9 protein-coding genes are annotated in these 20,149 nt (G+C 57.8%); 5 read left to right on the forward strand and 4 right to left on the reverse strand.

Annotation, left to right across the window (positions count from 1 at the left end; genetic code table 11):
* Window positions 1–176 precede the first annotated feature (176 nt).
* Genes A5774_RS08540 through A5774_RS08555 form a run of 4 tightly spaced genes read left to right on the forward strand, consistent with a single transcriptional unit; the run spans window position 177 to window position 16,682 of the window.
* Window positions 177–3,125, forward strand: a complete 2,949-nt coding sequence (locus tag A5774_RS08540; protein ID WP_064834366.1) for a DEAD/DEAH box helicase — start codon at window positions 177–179, stop codon at window positions 3,123–3,125.
* A gap of 4 nt (window positions 3,126–3,129) precedes the next feature.
* Entirely contained in the window at window positions 3,130–7,704 is a 4,575-nt protein-coding gene (locus A5774_RS08545; protein ID WP_064834367.1) for a DNA methyltransferase, read from the forward strand.
* An 18-nt stretch (window positions 7,705–7,722) separates the two neighbouring features.
* Window positions 7,723–14,238, forward strand: coding sequence for a DEAD/DEAH box helicase (locus A5774_RS08550; RefSeq protein WP_064834369.1), 6,516 nt, complete (start codon window positions 7,723–7,725; stop codon window positions 14,236–14,238).
* Window positions 14,235–16,682, forward strand: coding sequence for a 3'-5' exonuclease (locus A5774_RS08555; RefSeq protein ID WP_064834371.1), 2,448 nt, complete (start codon window positions 14,235–14,237; stop codon window positions 16,680–16,682). Before A5774_RS08550 ends, A5774_RS08555 begins: the two co-directional genes overlap by 4 nt.
* Before the next feature lie 95 nt (window positions 16,683–16,777).
* On the opposite strand, the gene A5774_RS08560 is transcribed toward A5774_RS08555, so the two are convergent.
* From A5774_RS08560 to A5774_RS12020, 4 genes are read right to left on the reverse strand one after another with little or no spacing between them, the layout of a single operon-like run.
* Window positions 16,778–17,455 carry a methionine ABC transporter permease gene (locus tag A5774_RS08560; protein WP_021352041.1) on the reverse strand — a complete coding sequence of 226 codons (678 nt, stop codon included), beginning with the start codon at window positions 17,453–17,455 and terminating at the stop codon, window positions 16,778–16,780.
* Window positions 17,455–18,513, reverse strand: a complete 1,059-nt coding sequence (locus A5774_RS08565; protein WP_064834376.1) for a methionine ABC transporter ATP-binding protein — start codon at window positions 18,511–18,513, stop codon at window positions 17,455–17,457. The genes A5774_RS08560 and A5774_RS08565 overlap by 1 nt, the downstream gene beginning before the upstream one ends.
* 30 nt (window positions 18,514–18,543) lie before the next feature.
* On the reverse strand, window positions 18,544–18,900 hold the full coding sequence (locus A5774_RS12015; protein ID WP_021352043.1) for a MetQ/NlpA family ABC transporter substrate-binding protein: 357 nt from the start codon (window positions 18,898–18,900) through the stop codon (window positions 18,544–18,546).
* On the reverse strand, window positions 18,893–19,375 hold the full coding sequence (locus tag A5774_RS12020) for a MetQ/NlpA family ABC transporter substrate-binding protein (RefSeq protein ID WP_021352044.1): 483 nt from the start codon (window positions 19,373–19,375) through the stop codon (window positions 18,893–18,895). The genes A5774_RS12015 and A5774_RS12020 overlap by 8 nt, the downstream gene beginning before the upstream one ends.
* Window positions 19,376–19,624: 249 nt before the next feature.
* On the opposite strand from A5774_RS12020, the gene A5774_RS08575 reads away from it, so the two are divergent.
* Entirely contained in the window at window positions 19,625–19,927 is a 303-nt protein-coding gene (locus A5774_RS08575; protein WP_021352045.1) for a hypothetical protein, read from the forward strand.
* Window positions 19,928–20,149 lie beyond the last annotated feature (222 nt).

Raw genomic sequence — 20,149 nt, forward strand, 5'->3', positions numbered from 1 at the left:
CTTTAATGCTTTATTCTTATATTTCCGATCAAGAGACCAAGGTTCGCATTCCCGGACCGGGAAACGAACCTGTCATATTGCTTTCAGAATAACTAGTTGAATCGCGAAAACCAATTTTGGTCTTCACCCGTGGCCCTGTGGGCGGTAGTATTTTTGCCCCCCACTATCCTGTCCTTATGATCTCCGCAGTGGATAAGCAGGATTCTTCTTTCGCGCCGGGCCTGACCGTCAAGGTCCGCGATGAGCTCTGGCTGATCACCGGCGTCGCCCAGTCCGTCGACGGCTATATGCTTAAAGTCCGTGGTCTGTCGGAGTTTGTGCGTGATACCACCGCCAGTTTTTACACCGCTCTCGACACCATCGAGGTCGTTGACCCTTCCCGGGTCGAGGTGGTGCCGGACAAGTCTCCACGCTTTCGCACCAGCCGCCTCTGGCTGGAGACTACCCTGCGCCAGACCCCGATTCCGCTGTATCAAAAAGAGCTTTCCGTAGCCCGCGAGATGCTCATGGATCCGCTCGACTATCAGCTCTCAGCGGTACAAAAGGCACTTTCCGACGACAACCTGCGCCCTCGCGTGCTCATTGCCGATGCCGTCGGCCTGGGTAAGACGCTGGAGATTGGCATGATCCTCGCCGAGCTTATCCGCCGTGGCCGCGGTGAGCGCATCCTCGTGGTTACCCCGAAGCACATCATGGAACAATTCCAGCAGGAGCTCTGGTCGCGTTTCGCCATTCCGCTGGTCCGCCTGGACTCGTATGGTATCCAGAAGGTTCGCCAGAAATTACCTGCTAGCCGCAACCCGTTCACGTATTTTCCGCGGGTTATCGTTTCCATGGATACGCTGAAAAGCCCGAAGTATCGTGCGCAGTTGGAAAAAGTCCGTTGGGATGCGGTGGTGATGGACGAGATTCACAACGCTACTAACGTTGGTACGCAAAATAATGAACTCGCTCGCACCCTTGCACCCACTACAGAAGCCCTGCTTCTGGCCTCGGCGACGCCACACAATGGTGATCCGGAATCGTTCAAGGAGATCCTGCGCCTGCTTGATCCCACTGCTGTTTCCCCAGCTGGCGAGCTTGATACCGACGCCATTAAACGCCTGATTATCCGACGCCACCGTCACAGCGAGGAAGTCGCCAACGTTGTGGGCACTAAGTGGGCAGAACGCGCCGAGCCCAAAAACGTCCCGGTGGAAGCTTCCGCCGAAGAAAACGCTGTGGCCCACGAACTTGACTCACACTGGATTAACCCGCAGCATGGCGCTAATCCGGCCAAAGACCGGCTGTTCCCGTGGACTCTGGTAAAAGCCTTCCTTTCGTCGCCAGCGGCTTTGCAGGAAACTATTGCCAATCGCCTGAAAAATGTGGCTCCAGCTGATCACGTGCAGCGCGCTGCCCTCGAGCGCCTCGGCGAGCTCAACAATAAGATCACCCGCCAGAACTCCAACAAGTACGCCGCGCTGGTCAATTATCTGCAAGAAATCGGCGTTGGTCCCCGCAAAAACACCCGCGTGGTGGTCTTTTCTGAGCGTGTGGCCACGTTGCACTGGCTGCAGGAAAACTTGCGTAAAGACCTCAAGATGCCTGCCGCAGCCGTGGAGGTCATGCACGGTGGCCTGTCGGATCAAGAGCAGATGCGCTTGGTCGATGATTTCAAACGCACCGATTCCAAACTGCGCATCTTGGTCACGGGTGATGTTGCCTCTGAGGGCGTGAACCTGCATACCTTGTGCCATGACATGGTGCATTACGACATCCCGTGGTCGCTGATCCGCATTCAGCAGCGTAACGGCCGCGTGGATCGTTATGGCCAAACTGAACCGCCGCAGATCACCGCATTGCTTCTGGACCCAGCTAAGGGGGGCGACGTGGGTGAGCTGCACGTTCTGCAGCGCCTCATTGAACGTGAACACGAGGCCCACAGTGCTCTCGGCGATGTCGCGTCTTTGATGGGTAAGCACTCGGTCTCGGGTGAGGAAGAAGAGATCCGCAAGGTTTTGCAGCGCACTGCTGGTTTTGATGATGTGGTGAAATCCACCGAGCAGATCACGGATACTGAGCCAGAGAATGAGTCGGATCTGTTGGACCAGTTGCTGGCTGGATTCGATCTTGGGCTTGCCGACGGCTCCGAGAACCCCGATGCTGTTTTCGATAGTCTTGTCGACGCTGACGCCCACACGACCACCAGCACCATTGTGCAGCGTGCCAGCTTGTATCGTTCGGAAATCGACTACCTGAAAGATGCGCTGCGGGAGGCCTTCCATGATGCGCCAGAAAAGCCCATCAATGACAACGGCACCGGCTTCGTCCTGCACAATAACGACGTCGCGGAGCTCACCCCACCGGCGGATCTGCAGCGCCGCCTGGGTATCCTCCCACAGGATTACTTGACTGCCCGCAGCGTGCGCGAGAAGTTTCAGTTGGCTACTACTCGCGCGCTGGGTGAGCAGCTGCTGGAGAAGGCCCGCACGGGTGATGATGGCTCCACCTGGCCGAAAGCCCATTATTTGGGCCCGCTACACCCGGTGACGGATTGGGCTACTGATCGTGCGCTTACGTCACTGACCGTGGGTGAGATTACTGCCATCGAAGGCGATGTCGACGGCCCGACCGTGCTGGTGATGGCTACGTTGACCAATAAGCGTGGCCAGGTGGTCTCCCGGGCGTTTGTCACCGTGGCTGATGGCCTATTCGCCCAAACCATTGCTGATCCCATTGCGTGGTTGCATGAGATCGGCCTGACCACCGATGCCATCAACTCCGACAATGTGCGGGTTCCGGAAAACGCTCACGAGCTCATTGCCCAGTCGGTTGCCACTGCTACTGGCACGTTGCAGCCGATGTTGGATGGTGCCCGCCAGCATGCTCAGCAGCACATTGACTATTGGCTGGAGCGTGCGCATAACTGGGAGCAGCAGAAGCAGAATTTGCAGAATTCTTCCCGGGTGCGCCAGGCAGCCACCGTCATTGGCCAAGAAAAAGCCCTGGTGGCTACGCTCGCCCCGGATCGGGAGCTGATCCGCCCACTCATTCTGGTTGTCCCGAAAATCGACAGCACGCATCACCAAAGCACCCAACCCCACCACACCCAGTCCCACAACGCTGATACCCAGGAGGCCTAGCACTATGGCATCGTATGATTCGATCATTAACGTCGAAGAGTGGATCAGCGATCATTACTTGACGACGGACGAGACCAAAGGCAATTCCTTCGCCAAGCGGGTGAAATCTCGTGTTAAGCAGTGGGAGGACCAAGCCGCCGATACCGGCACCACCACGCCGGTGAAGCGTTTCCAGGCAGTCCGCGGCCAGCTGCAAGCAGCCTTCGCTAAGTCTGCTCCTGCCGTGCACCTGGTCTGCCAGGCTTTTGGTTTTGGTGCCCCTACGGAGCTTGCCTATGAGCGCGTTGCCGAGCGCATTATGTACCGTGGTTGGTCTGGGCATGCTGGCACCTGCATTGTCCTGCACGCTGCAGACGACGCACAGATCGACGGGCTGGAAGACATCAGCGCTGCTCCCGTTGCTGGCGGCACCGCGTCAGAGGGCAAAGAACCACACACCACTCGCATTAGTGCGCTGGTGGGGGATCTGTTCCTGTCGCACCAGCCACCGGAATTTATCGTGGTGCTTGCTGGAAACTGGGTGCTTATCGCAGAGCGGGAAACCTGGCCACTGGGCCGCTACCTGGCCGTGGACTTGCAGTTGGTGGTAGAGCGCAACGAGACCAAAAAGGCCGGCGAGATCGAACGCACCACCGCCATCGTGGCCCGCGAGAACCTGGAGCGCGCGGCTGACGGCACCACGTGGTGGGCAGAAACCTTGGCGGAATCCCGCGAGCACGCCGTGAAGGTCTCGGGCGATCTGCGCGATGCGGTGCGTGAGTCCGTAGAGCTGTTGGGTAATGATGTCCTGGAACGCCACAGCGCGCAAGGCCTGCCCACCGAGGACATCGACGGCAATGAGCTCGCTCGCCAATCCTTGCGCTACCTCTATCGCATTTTATTTTTGCTGTTCGCCGAGGCCTCCCCGGAGCTGGGCATCTTGCCGACGGGCGCGTCCGAGTACGTCGATGGTTATGGGCTGGACCGCCTGCGCGATCAGATCTTGACCCCACCGGTGACGGAAAAATCCCGCAACGGCACTCACTTGTATGCCTCGCTGCAGGTGTTGTTCCAGCAGATCAATCACGGCCACCGCCCAGAACAGACCCCGGGCGCGGACGAGGATGCAGCCAACCAGGGCTTGACATTCCGCAACCTGGATGCGGATTTGTTTAAGACTGCAGCCACTTCGCTTATCGACGCCGTGCAGCTGTCTAACGAGGCGCTGACCAAAGTCTTGGAAAACCTGTTTTTGTCCAAGCAAGCTGTCGGTAAAGATCGCGGTTTTATTTCTTATGCCACCTTGGGGGTGACGGAACTTGGCCAGGTGTATGAGGGCTTGATGTCTTTCCATGGTTTTATTGCGCAGGAAGACCTTTACGAGGTAGCGCCCAAGGGCAACCCGGAGAAGGGTTCCTGGGTGTTGCCGGTACACCGCGCGGAAACGGTGCCTGCGGATTCCTTCGTTACTGAGGTCAAAGACATGGACACTGGCGGCACCAGCAAGGTCCGCCGTGAGCACAAACACGAATCGTTTGTGTTCCGTCAGTCCAGCCGCGACCGCGAGCGTTCGGCGTCGTTTTATACCCCGCAGGTGCTCACGGAGTTCACGGTCTCGCAGGCTATTGAGGTGCTGCAGGAAGAAGGCCGTATCAAAACTGCTGAGGACATCCTCGGCCTGACTATCTGTGAGCCCGCTATGGGTTCGGGTGCCTTCGCCGTGGAAGCCGTGCGTCAGCTCGCGGAGCTGTACCTGGAGCTGGCGGAAAAAGAAAACGATCAGCAGGTAGACCCAGAACAGCGCACCCTGGAGCTGCAGAAGGTGAAAGCCTATATTGCTTTGCATCAGGTGTATGGCGTGGACTTGAACCCCACGGCGGTGGAGCTGGCGGAGATCTCCCTGTGGCTGGATACTATGACTGGCCAGTTCACCGCCCCTTGGTTTGGTTTGCACCTGCGCCGCGGTAACTCACTGATTGGTGCGCAGCGTGCCACCTATGATGCCAAGCAGTTGAAGAAGAAAGCCTGGTTGAATGCGGTGCCGCGCCGGGAGCCTATGGCCAACCTGGCTGCCGCTATTGATGCTGGCCATCGGGATCCGAAGCCTGCCGGGCGCATTCACCATTTCCTGCTGCCGTCTTCTACTTGGGGCGCGGCTGCCGACGCCAAAGATTTGAAAACGCTGGCGAAGGATGAGCAGAAAGCGTTGAAGAGTTGGCGTAGCAAGGTCACCGTTACGCCGAACAAAGAGCAGACCAAGAAGCTGCATAATCTTTCTGTCCGTGTGGAAATCTTGTTCGCGTTTGCCCTGACTCGCATGCGTATTGCCGAGCAGCAGATCCGCCGTGATGTGGATCTGTGGGGCCGGGATAATGAATTCACTTCGAAGAACGTCACCCGTGGCCAGATTGAGCAGGATCTGTTGCATAACCAGAATGGCGCGTACCGGCGCTTGCGCCTGGCCATGGATTTGTGGAATGCCATGACGTTCTGGCCTTTGACGCAGGTACCAACCGCCGAGGATAGCAAGAAACCGCAGTTGCCGAATTTTGATGAATACTTGAATACTCTTGCCGACGTCCTGGGCATCGAAATTGCAGCAAAAAATGAAAACCAGACCATGCTGGGTTCTGCCAGCACCTGGGAAGAGCTCAATGAGTGGGAAGACTCTGACCTTGGACTGGCTGGCGCCCGCTCTATTGAGCAGGTTCTGCAGCGCCACCCGTGGGTAGCTACCGCCCAGCAGGTTGCTGCGGAACAAGGCTTCTTCCACTGGGATCTGGACTTCTCGGCCGTTTTTGCCCGCGGTGGTTTTGATCTGCAGGTGGGTAACCCGCCGTGGGTGCGGCCACGTGGTGATATGGATGGTTTGTATTCGGAGGTTGACCCGTGGTTCTCGTTGGCGCATAAACCGACGCAAGCTCAGAAGAATGAGCGGCGCGAACGCTGGAATAATGATGCGCGTACCCGGGAGATTGTTTTTCGTGGCACTGGTGACATTGTGGGTACCGCAGAAGTACTGGGGGATCTGTCCAGCTATCCGCACCTGGAGAACCAGCAGCCAGATTTGTACCGCGCATTTATGGAAAAGACTTGGTCAAATATGTCGGGTGCTGGTGTGATTTCTTTGATTCACCCGGAATCCCATTTCACGGAAAAGAAGGCGGCCCCGCTACGCCGTGGTGCGTATCTGCGATTGCGCAGGCATTGGCAGTTTATTAACGAATTATCGCTTTTCGATATTGACCACCACGTGAGCTACGGAATCCATGTTTATGGCGCAGGCCAGGATGCACCGCAATTTCACCAGGCGACCTCTTTGTATCATCCACAGACCGTGGCAGATTCGCTTGCGCATGATGGAACAGGCAAGCTTCCGGGATTGAAAGACGATGATGGGAATTGGGATCTTCGCCCACATCGTGACCGCATACAAACGGTAGATAATGAGGTACTGAAAACCTGGCATTCAATTTTGGAAGGTGGCGACGTCGCCATCATTGATACACGTATGGTCTACACCGTGAATACTGAAGCTGCGGATGTCCTGGAAAAACTGGCTGCGCAGCCGCGTATCGGTGAGTTGAACTTGCAGTTTTCTTCTGGCTGGCATGAAACCAGTGATAAAAAAGTTGGTTATTTTGAGACTGGTTGGGCACACCCAACATCGTGGGATGATGTCATTCTGCAGGGTCCACATCTGGGTGTGTCTACCCCGATGATCAAGCAGCCGAACCCGACCATGAAACATAACCAGGATTGGTCAGCGGTGGATTTGGAGGCGATGCCTGCAGATTTCATTCCCGCAACGGCTTACCAGCCGGATCGTGAAAAACAGCCGAGTTACGATGCGGATTACACACATCACAGAATCGCTGATAGGCGTATTCCAGACCGTGATTTTTATCGTTTTTCTTGGCGCAAAATGGCTGCTACCACTGGCTATCGGACTTTGATTACCGCAATTATTCCACCGCATAGTGCAACGACCGGTGCTTTAATGACAGGGGCATCGTTGGAAGATTCTAAGGAAACCGTTGTAGCAGCAGCCGTAATGTCATCGTTACTTCTAGATTTTCAAATTAGATCAACCAGTGTGGCGAATATCTACGCACAAACGGTTGAGTGCTTGCCTTGCCGAAAGGACTTGGATGTAGAACAAATTTTGGTTCACAATTACCTCCGCCTCAATTGCCTCACCGAGGCTTATGCACCGTTGTGGGAAGAGCTCACCGGAGAGCCGTGGACACCAGAGGTGCCGTTGCGGCGGGATGAAGAACGCAGGCAGACACAAAATGAGATTGATGCCATCGTTGCTATCTCATTGGGCATTTCTGCTGATGAGCTGTGCATGATTTACCACACGCAATTCCCGGTGATGCGTCGTTATGACGAAGAAGACCGCTTCGATGCCAATGGCCGCAAGGTGCCAAAAGACATCATGAAGTTGGAGTCTAAACTGAAAGAGGGAGAACAGCTCAGCGAAACCCAGCGCACCTGGGTGCACCCACAATCAGAGGTGAAATACACCTACCAGTACCCATTCCGGCAGCTGGACCGGGAAGCAGACCTGCGCGCTGCTTACGCGAAATTTGCCTAAGCGAATACCCTCAATACCGTGTCTACTCTCATCCCCGTCCACGCCTCACAGCACATCCTTGATGGCATCACAGAGTACCTGAGCACCACGTTTTCCCTGGCCAATCCGGAAACTTCCGCGGCGCTCAAGAAATTCCTCGGTGATCCAGACCAAGGCATGTTCCACGGGCCGTATGTGCGCACACGCCTGCCGTATGCGCGCGCGACGGGATGGAAAAACCTGCTGGACTGGTTGCCCTCGTGGTTCCGGCCCTACCACCACCAAGCAGCTGCCTTCCAGCGGCTACGCAGCATTGACGAGTCAGGGGAGCGCCGCCCAGAACCCACCCTGGTGATCACCGGCACGGGTTCCGGTAAAACTGAATCTTTTCTCTATCCCATTCTCAACCACGCCGCGCGCACCCGCAGGCACGGCAAAACCGGGGTGAAGGCCCTGCTGCTGTACCCCATGAACGCGCTGGCCAATGACCAAGCCAGCCGGTTGGCATCGCTGTTGGTGGAAGAAGACGCACTGCAGGGTGTGACCGCCGGTATTTTCACCGGTGAACAATCCGGCAGCGGTGGGGCCACCAAGGTCAGCGCAGAATCGCTGATCACCAGCCGTGAACGCATGGTGGAGGACCCACCAGATATTCTGCTGACCAACTACAAGATGCTGGACCAGCTGCTGCTGCGCCCGGATTACCGGAAAATCTGGGAGAAATCCGCCACCTCCCTGCAATACGTGGCCTTGGATGAGTTCCACACCTACGACGGCGCGCAAGGCACCGACGTCGCACTGTTGCTGCGGCGTTTAGGCTTGCAGTTGAAAAAACACCAGCCCACCGGATTCTTGGGCGAATATGCCGATAACCCGCTGGGCCGGGTGACCCCGGTGGCCACGTCTGCGACGCTGGGTGGGGAAGAACAAACCAGCCGGGTGCTGGATTTCGCACACACGATTTTCGGCGAACGCTTCCCCGACGATGCCTTGGTGGGCGAGAAAGTCTTGACTTATGACGAATGGCTGACGGAAATCGTCGACAAGTTCGGTGCCCACGCGCCGGGCCAGATGCCGGACATTGACCAGATCCAGCAGATCCTGCGGCGCATCGCAGACGATGACACAGAGCGCGAGCACCCCGAAGTAGTACTGGAGGTACTGCGCGAAGAACTCTGGGATGCCGGGGAGCGCTTGGAAGAAATCATCGCCGCCTATGTGCAGCACCCGCTCACCCGCGCGCTGATCGAAGCCGCAGGCCAGGCACGGCCACTGATCCAGCGGCAGACAGAAGAAGACACCGTGCTGCCATTCGCGGTGCTGCATGAGATCGTGGTGCGCTCCATCGGGGTGGATGCCGCCACGGAATTTGTCACACACCTGCTCACCGGCATCTCGCATATCCGTGCGCTGGCCGGTAAGAAATACGGCTTCGAAGGCAAACGCCTACCCGGCGTGGAAACCCACCTGTGGGTGCGGGAGGTCTCCCGCATTGATCGCACCGTCACGCCATCGGAAGACGGAGAAATCTTCCGCTGGTCCGACGACGGCCACGTCGGCGAAGGCGATAGCTCCACCGTATGGCTGCCCGCATGTTTTTGTCGCGCCTGCGGGCGTGCGGGGTGGATGACTTCCCTGGAACCCGGCACCGACGGCACCATCCTGGATTCCGCGGAAATCCGCCGCGGTTCCATCGACGCCCCGGAACGCCAACGCCCACTGATTGATGCCACCAACGAATACCAGCAGGTACTCGGCACAGCTAATGGCATGAACGAATACTCCGATGCCGACGGTAAACGCAACCTGCTGTGGTTGCACACCGAAACCCGAGAACTTAGCCGCGCGCAACCGTCCGAACACGCCATTGCCGAGGGGCTGTCGGTGCCGGTGCTGGCGTATTCCGGAACCAACGCCGAGGATTATGCCCGCGAACAATTGTGCCCGTCGTGTGGGGAAACTGATTCTATTCGGTTTATCGGCTCGCGCGTGGCCACGCTGCTGTCGGTGGGGCTATCGAACCTGTTCGGCATGGGCGGGCTGGACGGTGAAGAGAAGAAAACCCTGGTCTTTGCCGATTCCGTGCAGGATGCCGCGCACCGCGCCGGGTTTGTGCAATCGCGTTCCCGCGCCTTCGGGCTGCGCACCGTGCTGTTCAACGAGGTCCGCGGCCAGGCGGTGATGGGCCGTCGCACAGTCTCGCTGGCGGAGCTACCACGGCTGGTCATTGCTTCCGCCGCTGCTGCAGCCGATCCTGCACGTGCCCGCTACGAACTGCTGCCGCCGGAGCTAGCCGATACCGAACCGTATAAACCATTTTGGCACGGCGGGACCATGGACGTACCAGTCGAGGCGCAGGCAACCGTCGAAAAGCGGTTGGGGCTGGACATCGTGCTGGAATTTGGGCAGCGCGCAGACTTGCCGCGCTCGCTGACACTCACGGGTGCGCTGGCAGTCGGGGTGGATATTGCGGATGCGATTCTTGTCGACGCTGCCCGCCAGGCACTATCCAGCGTTGCAGAACCCACTCTCCAGATGGGGGATCCGGAACAACAGCGTCGGTGGGCCCGAGGGGTTGTGGAACTGATCCGTGAACGCGGCGGCATCAACCAGAAATTGCTGCAAGGATACCTGCGCGATGATGCCAACCCTTGGCAGCTGCACCGCCCGCAGGCGAAGCACGAAGGCATCCCGTCATTCCCCAAAGGTGGCTCGCCGGAATTCCCGCGGGAAGGCAAAGAACCCGACAACCGTGACCGCGGGATTAGCCCACTGGGTGGCCCGCGGGGACGCTACGCGCGGTGGACAGCAGCACAGTTGGGCTTAAGCCCCCACGATGCTGCGAAAGCGGCGGTGGGATTGGCGAAGGCTCTGGCAGAACGTGGCATGCTCACCGCCATCCCGACCAACAGCCATGGTGTGCTCTACGCACTGGAGCCAGAACGCGTGGTGGTGGAAATAGACACCCAGCCGCAGGTGCTGCGCTGCGAGATCTGCAATATGCAGATGGGGCTGCGGCGCCACTCGTTGCAGGATCTGGATGGCCAGCGGTGTTTTACCCCAGGATGCGGCGGCAGCTTCCATGCCGAGGCAGTGGAATCGAACTATTACTCGCGCTTGTACACCTCGTCTGCACCACGCGCCGTGGTCGCCAAAGAACACACCGGTTTAGTGCCCAAGGACGAGCGGCTGGCACTAGAGCGATCCTTCCGTGGCGAAGACGGTGCCACCAGCCCAGATGCGCCAAACGTGCTGGTAGCAACACCAACACTGGAGATGGGTATCGATATCGGAGACTTGTCGACGGTGATGCTGGCCTCGCTACCGAAAACCGTCGCCAGCTACGTGCAGAGGGTTGGGCGCGCCGGGCGTTTGACTGGCAACTCGCTGGTGCTGGCGTTCGTGCGCGGGCGCGGGCAAACCTTGCCGAAGCTGAACCAGCCACTGTCGGTGATTTCTGGTGCGGTGGCACCACCGGCGGCATTTTTATCCGCCACGGAGATCCTGCACCGGCAGGTCACCGCTTATATCATCGATTCGCTCGACAGTGCAGAAATGCCCATGGATCTGCAGAACGCGGCCTCGGTATTTTCTTCGCGCAAGCAGGCCTCGTTGGTGAAGGTGCTGCAAGCGGTGGTTGCTGGAGACGGGGATGGCTCTGGTGCTGATTCTGGCCCCACTGGCTCTGGCGTCGCCACGTTCGTCGACGAGTACTTGGCCACCTTGGTGGATCAGAGCTTGGGCGAAGAGTTGCTGGATGAGGTTCGTACGTGGGCGACCGGCCACGGCGAGCAGTCACTGGCCGGGGATTTGCACCGCGCGCAGCAGCGCTGGGAAGCAGAAGTAAAAACTCTGCAGAAGCGGCAAGAAACCCTCATCGAACAAGAAAAAGACATCGAGCGACGCATCGGTGATAAGAACGCGCGGGAGGACTTGGACGAAGACCTCGCCCGCGAGAAGCGCAGCATCGAATCCGCAGTGCGCCGTGTCCACCGGGACTTGCGCGAGCTCGCGCTGGATGAATACTGGATCAGCTCCATGGAACGTTATGGGCTGTTGCCGAATTTCACGTTGCTGGATGATTCCGTAGAACTGGCTGTTGCAGTTTCCTACCTGCGGCCAGCCACGGTGCAGTTTGATACGGACACCTTTGAGATCACCCGCGGGGTTTCCTCCGCGCTGCACGAGATGGCGCCCGGGGCCACGTTTTATGCCCGTGGGATTGCTGCGCGCATTGACTCGGTAGAAATGGGAACCGACGGCGGCGAGATAGAGCAATGGCGTATCTGTTCACGCTGTTCGTATGGTGAGCGCGTGCTGCCCGGTCACACGGCTGGTTCCTGCCCGTCGTGCGGCGTGGCGGATTTCGCAGACAAAGGCCAGGTGCTCGATTCCATCCCACTGCGGAAGGTATCTGCGGAAGTCGACTATGGCCGCGCCACCATCGGTGACGGTGACGACGAACGCCTGCGCATGCAGTTCCGCCAGGCCATGACGTTTTCTGCGCCCCACGATGCACCCACCGGCGGCAGCTGGTTTACCACCTCTGGTTTTGGTGCCGAGCATTTGCCGTTGGTGGATATCACCTGGTTTAACCTGGGCAAAGGCCACGGCAACCGGCGTATGATTGCCGGGGAAGAAATCGAAACCCCACTGTTTACCCTGTGCCGGCATTGCGGGCATCTCGACTCCGCGCGAGGAGAAAACTCAAAGTGGGACCACCGCCCCTGGTGCCCACACCGCAACCAGCGTGAAGAAGATACTGTCACCACCGCACTGGGGCGTACCTTGCGCACGCAAGGCGTGCTGCTGCGGGTGCCCAAGGCCTTGACCGCTGGCGATCGCGCCACCGTACCCAGCCTGACCGCGGCGATCATGCTTGGTTTCAAGGAAGTACTCGGTGGCGACCCAGACCACCTGAGCGTCGATACCGTCGAGGTAGCCGATAAAACCGGCGCCACCGGCCAAGCGCTGTTGCTCAGCGATAGCGTGCCGGGCGGAACCGGGTATTTGAGCCAATTCGCTTCTGCGCAGCAAGTGCGGGGCTTATTAGAAAGCGCGTTCTGCAGCGTGCGGGATTGTGCATGCGGCAAGGATGACAGGTTGGCCTGCCCGGATTGTCTTTTGGCCTACGCGCCAACCCACCAGGTGGATGTGGTTTCCCGCGCCGTCGCCGAGCGCGCACTGCGAGCAATTCTGCTGGATACTGCCTACCCATCTGCAGAAGACAACCCGCTGGAACACGTATGGGAAACTCAAGAACACGCCCCGGATCATGATCTGAGCTCACACTTGGAATTGCGGTTCCGTGAAATGCTGCGCGATAGCCTGGAAAATCGCAACGTGGAAGTCACTGATCGCCCACGTGGTGGCGGGCTTGAGTGGGATATTCAATTCCCCGGCGGCCAAGAATGGGTCATGCGCGAGCAGGTGGACCTGGGGTATACCGTCCCAGACTTTGTGTTTACCCACCGCAAGCGCCCAGATATCCGACCGGTGGCGGTTTTTACCGACGGCTATCAATTCCACGCCAGCCCGCACAATTTCGGCTTTGGCAAAGACATCAACCGGCGCGTACGCCTGCAGGCGGATAAAAACTGGATCCCGTGGACAATCACTAATAAAGACTTGGACCGCTTCGCCGAAGAGGCAGCTGGTACCGCCCGCAACCCGTGGTGGGCTGGGCCGCAAGTTCAGGGAGTCGTCGGCAAGGTGGCCGACATGGATAGCAACGGCTGGGCTTTCATGACGGCCTCGCCGGTGGAGCAGCTGGTGCGCTATCTGACTAACCCGGATGAGCGCTTTTACCCCGCGTTACATGAGGCGGTGGTGAATATGGTGTTGGCGAATATGAAAATACAGAATGCGAATGCGCGATTGGAGGCTATATCCGGGCGTTACGGACCGGCGCGGCGGGCGATTTTTGCTGGTGAGATTGCGTTGGATCTCGTGCTGAACGCTAACCGCACCAAGATGGTTCCCGAGCGCTTTTATCTGGACATCAGCGGCCGCAACCTGGACCAACAACTGTGGAATGACTACCTGAGTGTGGCGAATCTGCTGTGGCTATCCGACGCGCGGGTGACCATCGCAACGAGCGAGACCGACGCCGAGCTGCTGGATTCCGTAGCGCGGTCAGAACAGCTGACTGACTCGCTGGGCGGTACCGTCGCGGCAGCCATTAACACCGATCCCAGCGCCAATGTCAGCACCGGACTGGGTGGCAAGGCCGACGTGGTGCCCGCCGGTGGGTTCTGGAAAGACGTCTTGGATGACTACGATGAAGACGACGAAGACGACGGCGAGATCGTCGCTGCGCTGCGTAAACTCGTTGAGGCTGGCGTGATCCCAGGCGATACGATTGGTGCAGAACTGGCTTCGTTGCCGACTGTGGTCACGTGGGATGCACAGAAGGTCGCGTTGCTGGAAGCCGCCGATGATAGCTACGTGGAGGCTGAAAAATCTTTGCAGGACGACGGTTGGCGCCTGTTGTATGCCGAAGACTTAGACACCGACGACATCCCCGATGAACTGCTGCAGGAGGGCACAGCATGATCTCATTATCCTTGCGCAGTGGGCTCAAACTTGATGGCAGCCTGCGCAAAGCCACCATGGACTTTCTGCAGAAGCTCAGCGAAGACCCCACCCAGCCCTCACTGCACGTGGAAACCATCAACGGTGCCGTGGACAAACGCGTGCGTACCGCCCGGGTGAATCATCAATTCCGTGCGGTGTTGTTTGAGCTGAAAAGCGAGCACACGCACCATTTCATGCTTGTCGATGTCTTCAGCCACGACGAAGGCACCGAGGCCGCCCGGCGCTTCGATCCCGCGCGCCTGCGGTTAGGTGTGAACCCGATCAGCGGTGTGACCGAGCTGATTGAGGAGACTGCTCCGGCAGCTGGTGTTGATGCCCGGGCTACTGCTGCCGCTGGTGCAGAGGCTGGTGCAGCAGGTTCCAGCGGGCAAGATTCACGTCGAAAAGCCGACGAGGCCGCAGAAAAAGCCCGCCAGCTTGCCGACGAACAAACCCACGGCATTACCGTTACTGTTCCGCAAGCGACAACCCCGCCACCGCGCACCGAATTGGAAGCCCGCGGTTACGCCCCAGAAGATGTGCACGCAGAGCTGGGCATAGACCACGCCTTGGCGCAGCGGTTGTATGCCTTAGACAATGAATCCGAACTGGACGGCTTACTTGAGGGTCGGCCGACGTGGGAATCCGAGGCAGTGTACAGCCTGGTGGCTGGTTATTCTTTTGCTGAGGTGCGTGAATCACTCGGATTGGACAAGGCTCGCCCTGCTGTTGCTGGTAATGACGCTGATGCTGATGCTGGAGCGGTGCGCAAGGATGCTGACGACGCCCTAGTGCTGGCAGGTTTGCAAAAAGACGCAGCTAAACTAGATTTTGCCTACCTCGAAGAGGTGGATACTGACTCGCTACGTACCGTGATCGAAGCTGGTGATTTTGATCAGTGGCGCGTATTCATTCACCCCCAGCAGCGACGCATGGCACAGGCGAATTTTTCTGGATCCGCACGGGTGTTCGGCGGTGCGGGTACCGGCAAAACCGTGGTGGCGGTGCACCGTGCGAATAACCTGGTCACACGGTTCGGTTCTGTGTCGGAGCTGAGCGCGGATTCACCACGTGTGCTGTTGACGACGTTTACCAAAGGACTGGCGCAGGGGTTGAAATCACAGATGAATGCGCTGAACCCGCGATTCCCCGAAGCTGGCTCTGCCGGTGATCCCGGGTTGTGGGTCGACAACATTGACGCGATTGTGCGCATGGTCGTCGACCAGGGCACTGAAGCCGAAATCAGTGAGGCAACCCGGCGGGTGTTGGGGACGGCGTCGGCAAGCGTGCGCCCCTACCAGGACCGGGAAGCGGTGAAAGTGTGGGAAGGTGTGCTGCTCGGCGCCGATGAATCGCTCAGTTCGGAGATCGCGAACGAGACTTTTTTGCAGCAAGAATATGAGACCGTCGTGCTGGCGAACCAGATTACGACGAAGAAGGATTACCTGAAGGTTGCGCGCACCGGGCGGGGCACACCGCTGGGGCGGGCCGCGCGGAAAGCCGTGTGGAAGCTGCTGGAATCCGTGATGCACACCCAAGCGATGGACGGGAAGCTGCTGTGGCCGACGATGTCCGCCGTCGGTGCGGAGCTTTTGCGCGTGATCTATGAGAACGGTGGCGGCTCGAAATTTGATCACGTCGTCGTGGATGAAGCGCAGGACTTCAACGCCGGGCACTGGCGGTTCTTAAGGGCGTGCGTGGCGGAGGGGCCCAACGATATTTTCCTGGCCGAGGATTCACACCAGCGGATTTACGGCCAGCCGTTGACGCTGAGCAAGTTTAGAATTTCCACGCGTGGCCGGGCTTCGCACCGGTTGACGCTGAATTACCGCACCACCCGGGAGAACCTGGATTATGCAGTGCGAATCCTGGATGGCGAGCGGGAATTTGTGGATTCCGAAGGGGAGAAGGACTCCGTGTTCGGTTATCGTTCTGCCCGCTCCGGCCCGCTGCCTCGGGTGGTGCATTGCCAGTCGGCGGCTGACGAGTTTGTCGCGGCAGCATTGTTTATTGGTGAGTGGATGGCGGAAAACCCGGATGCACGCGTGGGCGTGATGTGCCGGACCCGTGGGCAGCTCAGCAGCATCGTCAGCGGTTTGGCCGATCATGGCATTGATGCGGTGCAGACGAGGAATGCGGAGTTGGCCTCGCACCAGCAGGTGTCCGTGATGACGATGCACGGGGCGAAAGGCCTGGAGTTCACGCACGTGCTGCTGATGGGCGTCGGCAAGAATATTTTGCCGCAGCGGTTCCGCATCCAGGGGCTTTCCGAAAAAGACCGCGCGGCCGCGCTGCAGCAGGAACGTTCGCTGTTGTATGTGGCTTCCTCGCGTGCGCGTGATGCGCTGGTGATCACCACCCACGGTGAGGCGAGTGCGCTGCTGCCGGACGATTCGCGCGCTGCGGAGCATATCGCGGGTTAGGGGGAGACGCCATAGTCGCGGCGAGGACGGCGCGTCCAGCCCCACCATGCCACCCGATGTCGGGCTCTCTGAGATAACCTGAGATAACTAGGCAGCTAGGCGTCGTTACGAGCACGCTGCGCGAGTTTATTGCCCAACGCCTGGATCGCCTGCACCACGATGATCAAAATGATGACGGTGAGGATGATTGCCACAGAATCGAACTGCTGGTAACCGTAGGATACCGCCAGGTCACCGACACCACCACCGCCGATGGTGCCGGCCATAGCCGTGGCGGAAATCAGGGTGATTGTCGACGTGGTCAGCGCCAAAATGATCGAACTTTTGGCTTCAGGAAGCAAAAAGTAGCGGATCGTCTGCCACAGGGATGCACCCATGGATTCGGCGGCTTCCAAAATACCTTCGTTGACCTCAAGCACAGATTGTTCGATGAGACGTGCCATGAACGGCGCGATAAAGATCGTCAGCGGCACGAGCGCGGCAGCCATACCAATCGAAGTGCCCACCAATGCGCGGGTGAACGGGATGATCGCCACCATCAAAATCACGAAAGGCAGCGAACGTACTGTATTCACTAGGAAGTTAGTGGTCTGGAAAAGAACACGCTGCGGGTACAAACCGTGTGGGCGGGTCAGCACCAAAATGATGCCCAATGGGATACCACCCAGCGTGCCCAACAACAGGGAAAACCCCACCATGTATAAGGTTTGCCAGCCCGCCTCGGCATATTGTTCCAGGGTGACCTTGGTATCCAGGATCTGCGTAATATCCATTAGCCGACTACCTCCACATCAATATCGGCTTGCTCATTCATCCACCGCACCGCCTCGTCGAGCAGGCTGGAGGCCTGTGCATCGTTGCCCGTGGTCTTGTGCGCAGCATTGTGGACCGTGAGACCCAGCACCAGAGTCCTGACAGTTCCCGAGCGCAGCAGGGTATCGGAGGCGTGAATGATATCGGTAGAAATGCCTTTGTTAACCAGGTGATTAACCAGGTCTTTCGCAGCACCGTGCCTGTGAACCAAGCGAACGACTGCCCCGTAACCGGCATTGTCGGTCACTTCTTGTACAGCGTCGGGAAGCGAATGCGGCAGAACATTTTCCACGAACCGGCGCGTGAGTGGCTGCTGTGGGTGCGCAAAAACCTCCGTCACCGAGCCTTTTTCGATGATCCGGCCGTTTTCCATTACCGCCACGGTGTCGGCGATCCGGGCAACCACGCCGATCTCGTGGGTAATGATAATGACGGTGATCCCAAGCTTTTCGTTGACCCGCATGATCAGATCGAGGATCTGGCCGGTGGTCAATGGGTCCAGCGCGGATGTTGGCTCATCGCACAGCAAGATCTTCGGGTTGGTCACTAGCGCACGCGCAATGCCGACGCGTTGCCTTTGCCCGCCAGATAACTGTTTGGGCAGGTGATCGGCGCGTTCCGCTAGCCCCACCATCTCCAGAACTTCGGCGACGCGCTGGTCAATTTCACGCTTCTTCGCTTTCGCGAGCACCAGTGGCATGGCGACGTTTTGCGCCACCGTTTGGGTCTCTAGCAGGTTGAAATGCTGGAAGACCATGGAGACCTCGCTGCGTAGACCACGCAACTGCTTTTTTGATAGTGCGCCGAGGTCCTGGTCGAGTACGCGCACCGTACCGCTGGTTGGTTTTTCCAGGCCGTTGATGGCGCGCAGCAGCGTGGACTTGCCAGCGCCACTGGTGCCGACGACCCCAAAGATCGCACCAGACGGTATTTCCAGGTTGATGTCTTGCAGCGCGTTGATCTCACTAGATTTACTGGTGAATGTTTTATGTAAATCGCGAAATAATACTTCAGCCATGACGGGAATTAGGGTGAAAGTGTGGCAGCGTTACTTGGTGAGGGACTCTGGGATGAACCAGTAGTCGTCCTCATTCTGTCCCTCCAGGAAGTCAAGGAACTCTTCTGACCTGTACGCATCGATGACAGCCTGTGCCCACTTGGCACCCTTCTTATCTTCGGTGGTTACTGCCTGCAAGATCAGGTTGTCGCTAAGATCCTCACTTTCCAGGGCAAGCGCAGGGTCCACACCGGAAGAATAGGAAATGGAATCTGGGATGATGCCCCAATCAACGTCGTCCAGGGCGCGTGGGATCGTGGCCGAATCCATCGGTTGGATTTTCAGGTCGTGTGGGTTTTCCTTGATGTCATTAACCGTGAGGAGCTTCTCGTCGGCATCATCATTCATGGTCAGCCAGCCGAGCTTGACCAAGATGCGGAAATGCGCGGGTTTGGTTAGAACCATCTTGTGGGATGGCCACGGTTTGGCCCTTGTCGACACCGTCGAGAGAGTCAATAGACTTCGAATAAATCTTGGTTTTCACCGTAGGTACGTCGGTAAGGTTGATCAGGTTTGAACCAGTTTCATTGTTGTAGACGTCCATATAAGTAATGTGCTGGTCGACGTTAAGGTCAACCCGGTCTTCCGTTAAAGCCACATTGGCCTGGCGCAATTCTGAGAAGTCCGTGTAATCGACGGTGTAGCCCTCATCGCTCAAAATCGGCGCGATGCCGTCTTTGAACAGTTCTGAATATGGCCCAGGGGAGGTGCCGACCTTAATTGTGTTCTCGTCGTCGGCGTCACCACCGGCGCACGCGCTGACACTAAGGGCGGCGGCAGCCGCTGCCACTGTTGCGGTGATCTTGGAGAATGTTGGTTTCATTTGTAGGTCCTTGTCCGTGGTTGTTTTTCGAATGGGTTTGGTTTCGTCCTGATTTCTTGGCAGGAAATCGTACGTCTACACACAGTGGACCAAATGGTTCAAAAAGTATAGACAGAGCGGTACGGAATGGCGGAATTGTCTTGCTTAATGGCGCTTATTCGCTTAATTGTTCGATGTGGGTGTGGTGTATGTGCACTGTTCTCGTAGGCTTAATGGTGGGAAATGAAACCAACGATAAGGAGCCGCAATATGGCATTCAATGCACCATTCGTCCACCACACCAAAACTGCTGAGAAGCTGCAAAAACTAGCCAGCTACGCTACTGGCGCCGGCGTGATTGCCGGGGTGCTCGCATTCTTTATTGCTTTAGACGACACTGGAAGCGCTATTGCTGGGCTTCTCATTTCCGCCACTGTGATTGTCAGTGCAATACTCGCGGGCGGGGTAGCTTACGCGATATTTGTCATTATGGAAATCGTTGCGAAAGTGGCCAATGAAGACGCGGCACGTGCGTATCGGGAGCGACAAATGGGTAGTGGAGGTGATGAGTAAATTTTCAACTTCCTACATAACATAACACCGGTGTTATGTTATGTGGGAAGTTAAGGTGTTATGTTCGCTCACTACACTCATTTTTTGCGACATGCTAGCCCTTTGAACAGTAGCTTTAGCTCACCCGGCGCAACATAATACTACTTAACACCGGTGTTATGTTATGTAGGAAGTTGAAAATTTACTCATCACCTCCACTACCCATTTGTCGCTCCCGATACG

The organism is Corynebacterium sp. EPI-003-04-2554_SCH2473622 (genome assembly GCF_001665955.1).
In the GTDB taxonomy this organism is placed as follows: Bacteria; Actinomycetota; Actinomycetes; order Mycobacteriales; family Mycobacteriaceae; genus Corynebacterium; species Corynebacterium pseudodiphtheriticum.

Bases quoted from the DNA above. Each gene is read 5' to 3' on its own strand.
- A5774_RS12015 (WP_021352043.1), bottom strand. From the start codon at position 18,900: ATGAATGATGATGCCGACGAGAAGCTCCTCACGGTTAATGACATCAAG.
- A5774_RS08575 (WP_021352045.1), top strand. From the start codon at position 19,625: ATGGCATTCAATGCACCATTCGTCCACCACACCAAAACTGCTGAGAAG.
- A5774_RS08540 (WP_064834366.1), top strand. From the start codon at position 177: ATGATCTCCGCAGTGGATAAGCAGGATTCTTCTTTCGCGCCGGGCCTG.
- A5774_RS08560 (WP_021352041.1), bottom strand. From the start codon at position 17,455: ATGGATATTACGCAGATCCTGGATACCAAGGTCACCCTGGAACAATAT.
- A5774_RS08565 (WP_064834376.1), bottom strand. From the start codon at position 18,513: ATGGCTGAAGTATTATTTCGCGATTTACATAAAACATTCACCAGTAAA.
- A5774_RS08555 (WP_064834371.1), top strand. From the start codon at position 14,235: ATGATCTCATTATCCTTGCGCAGTGGGCTCAAACTTGATGGCAGCCTG.
- A5774_RS12020 (WP_021352044.1), bottom strand. From the start codon at position 19,375: ATGAAACCAACATTCTCCAAGATCACCGCAACAGTGGCAGCGGCTGCC.
- A5774_RS08545 (WP_064834367.1), top strand. From the start codon at position 3,130: ATGGCATCGTATGATTCGATCATTAACGTCGAAGAGTGGATCAGCGAT.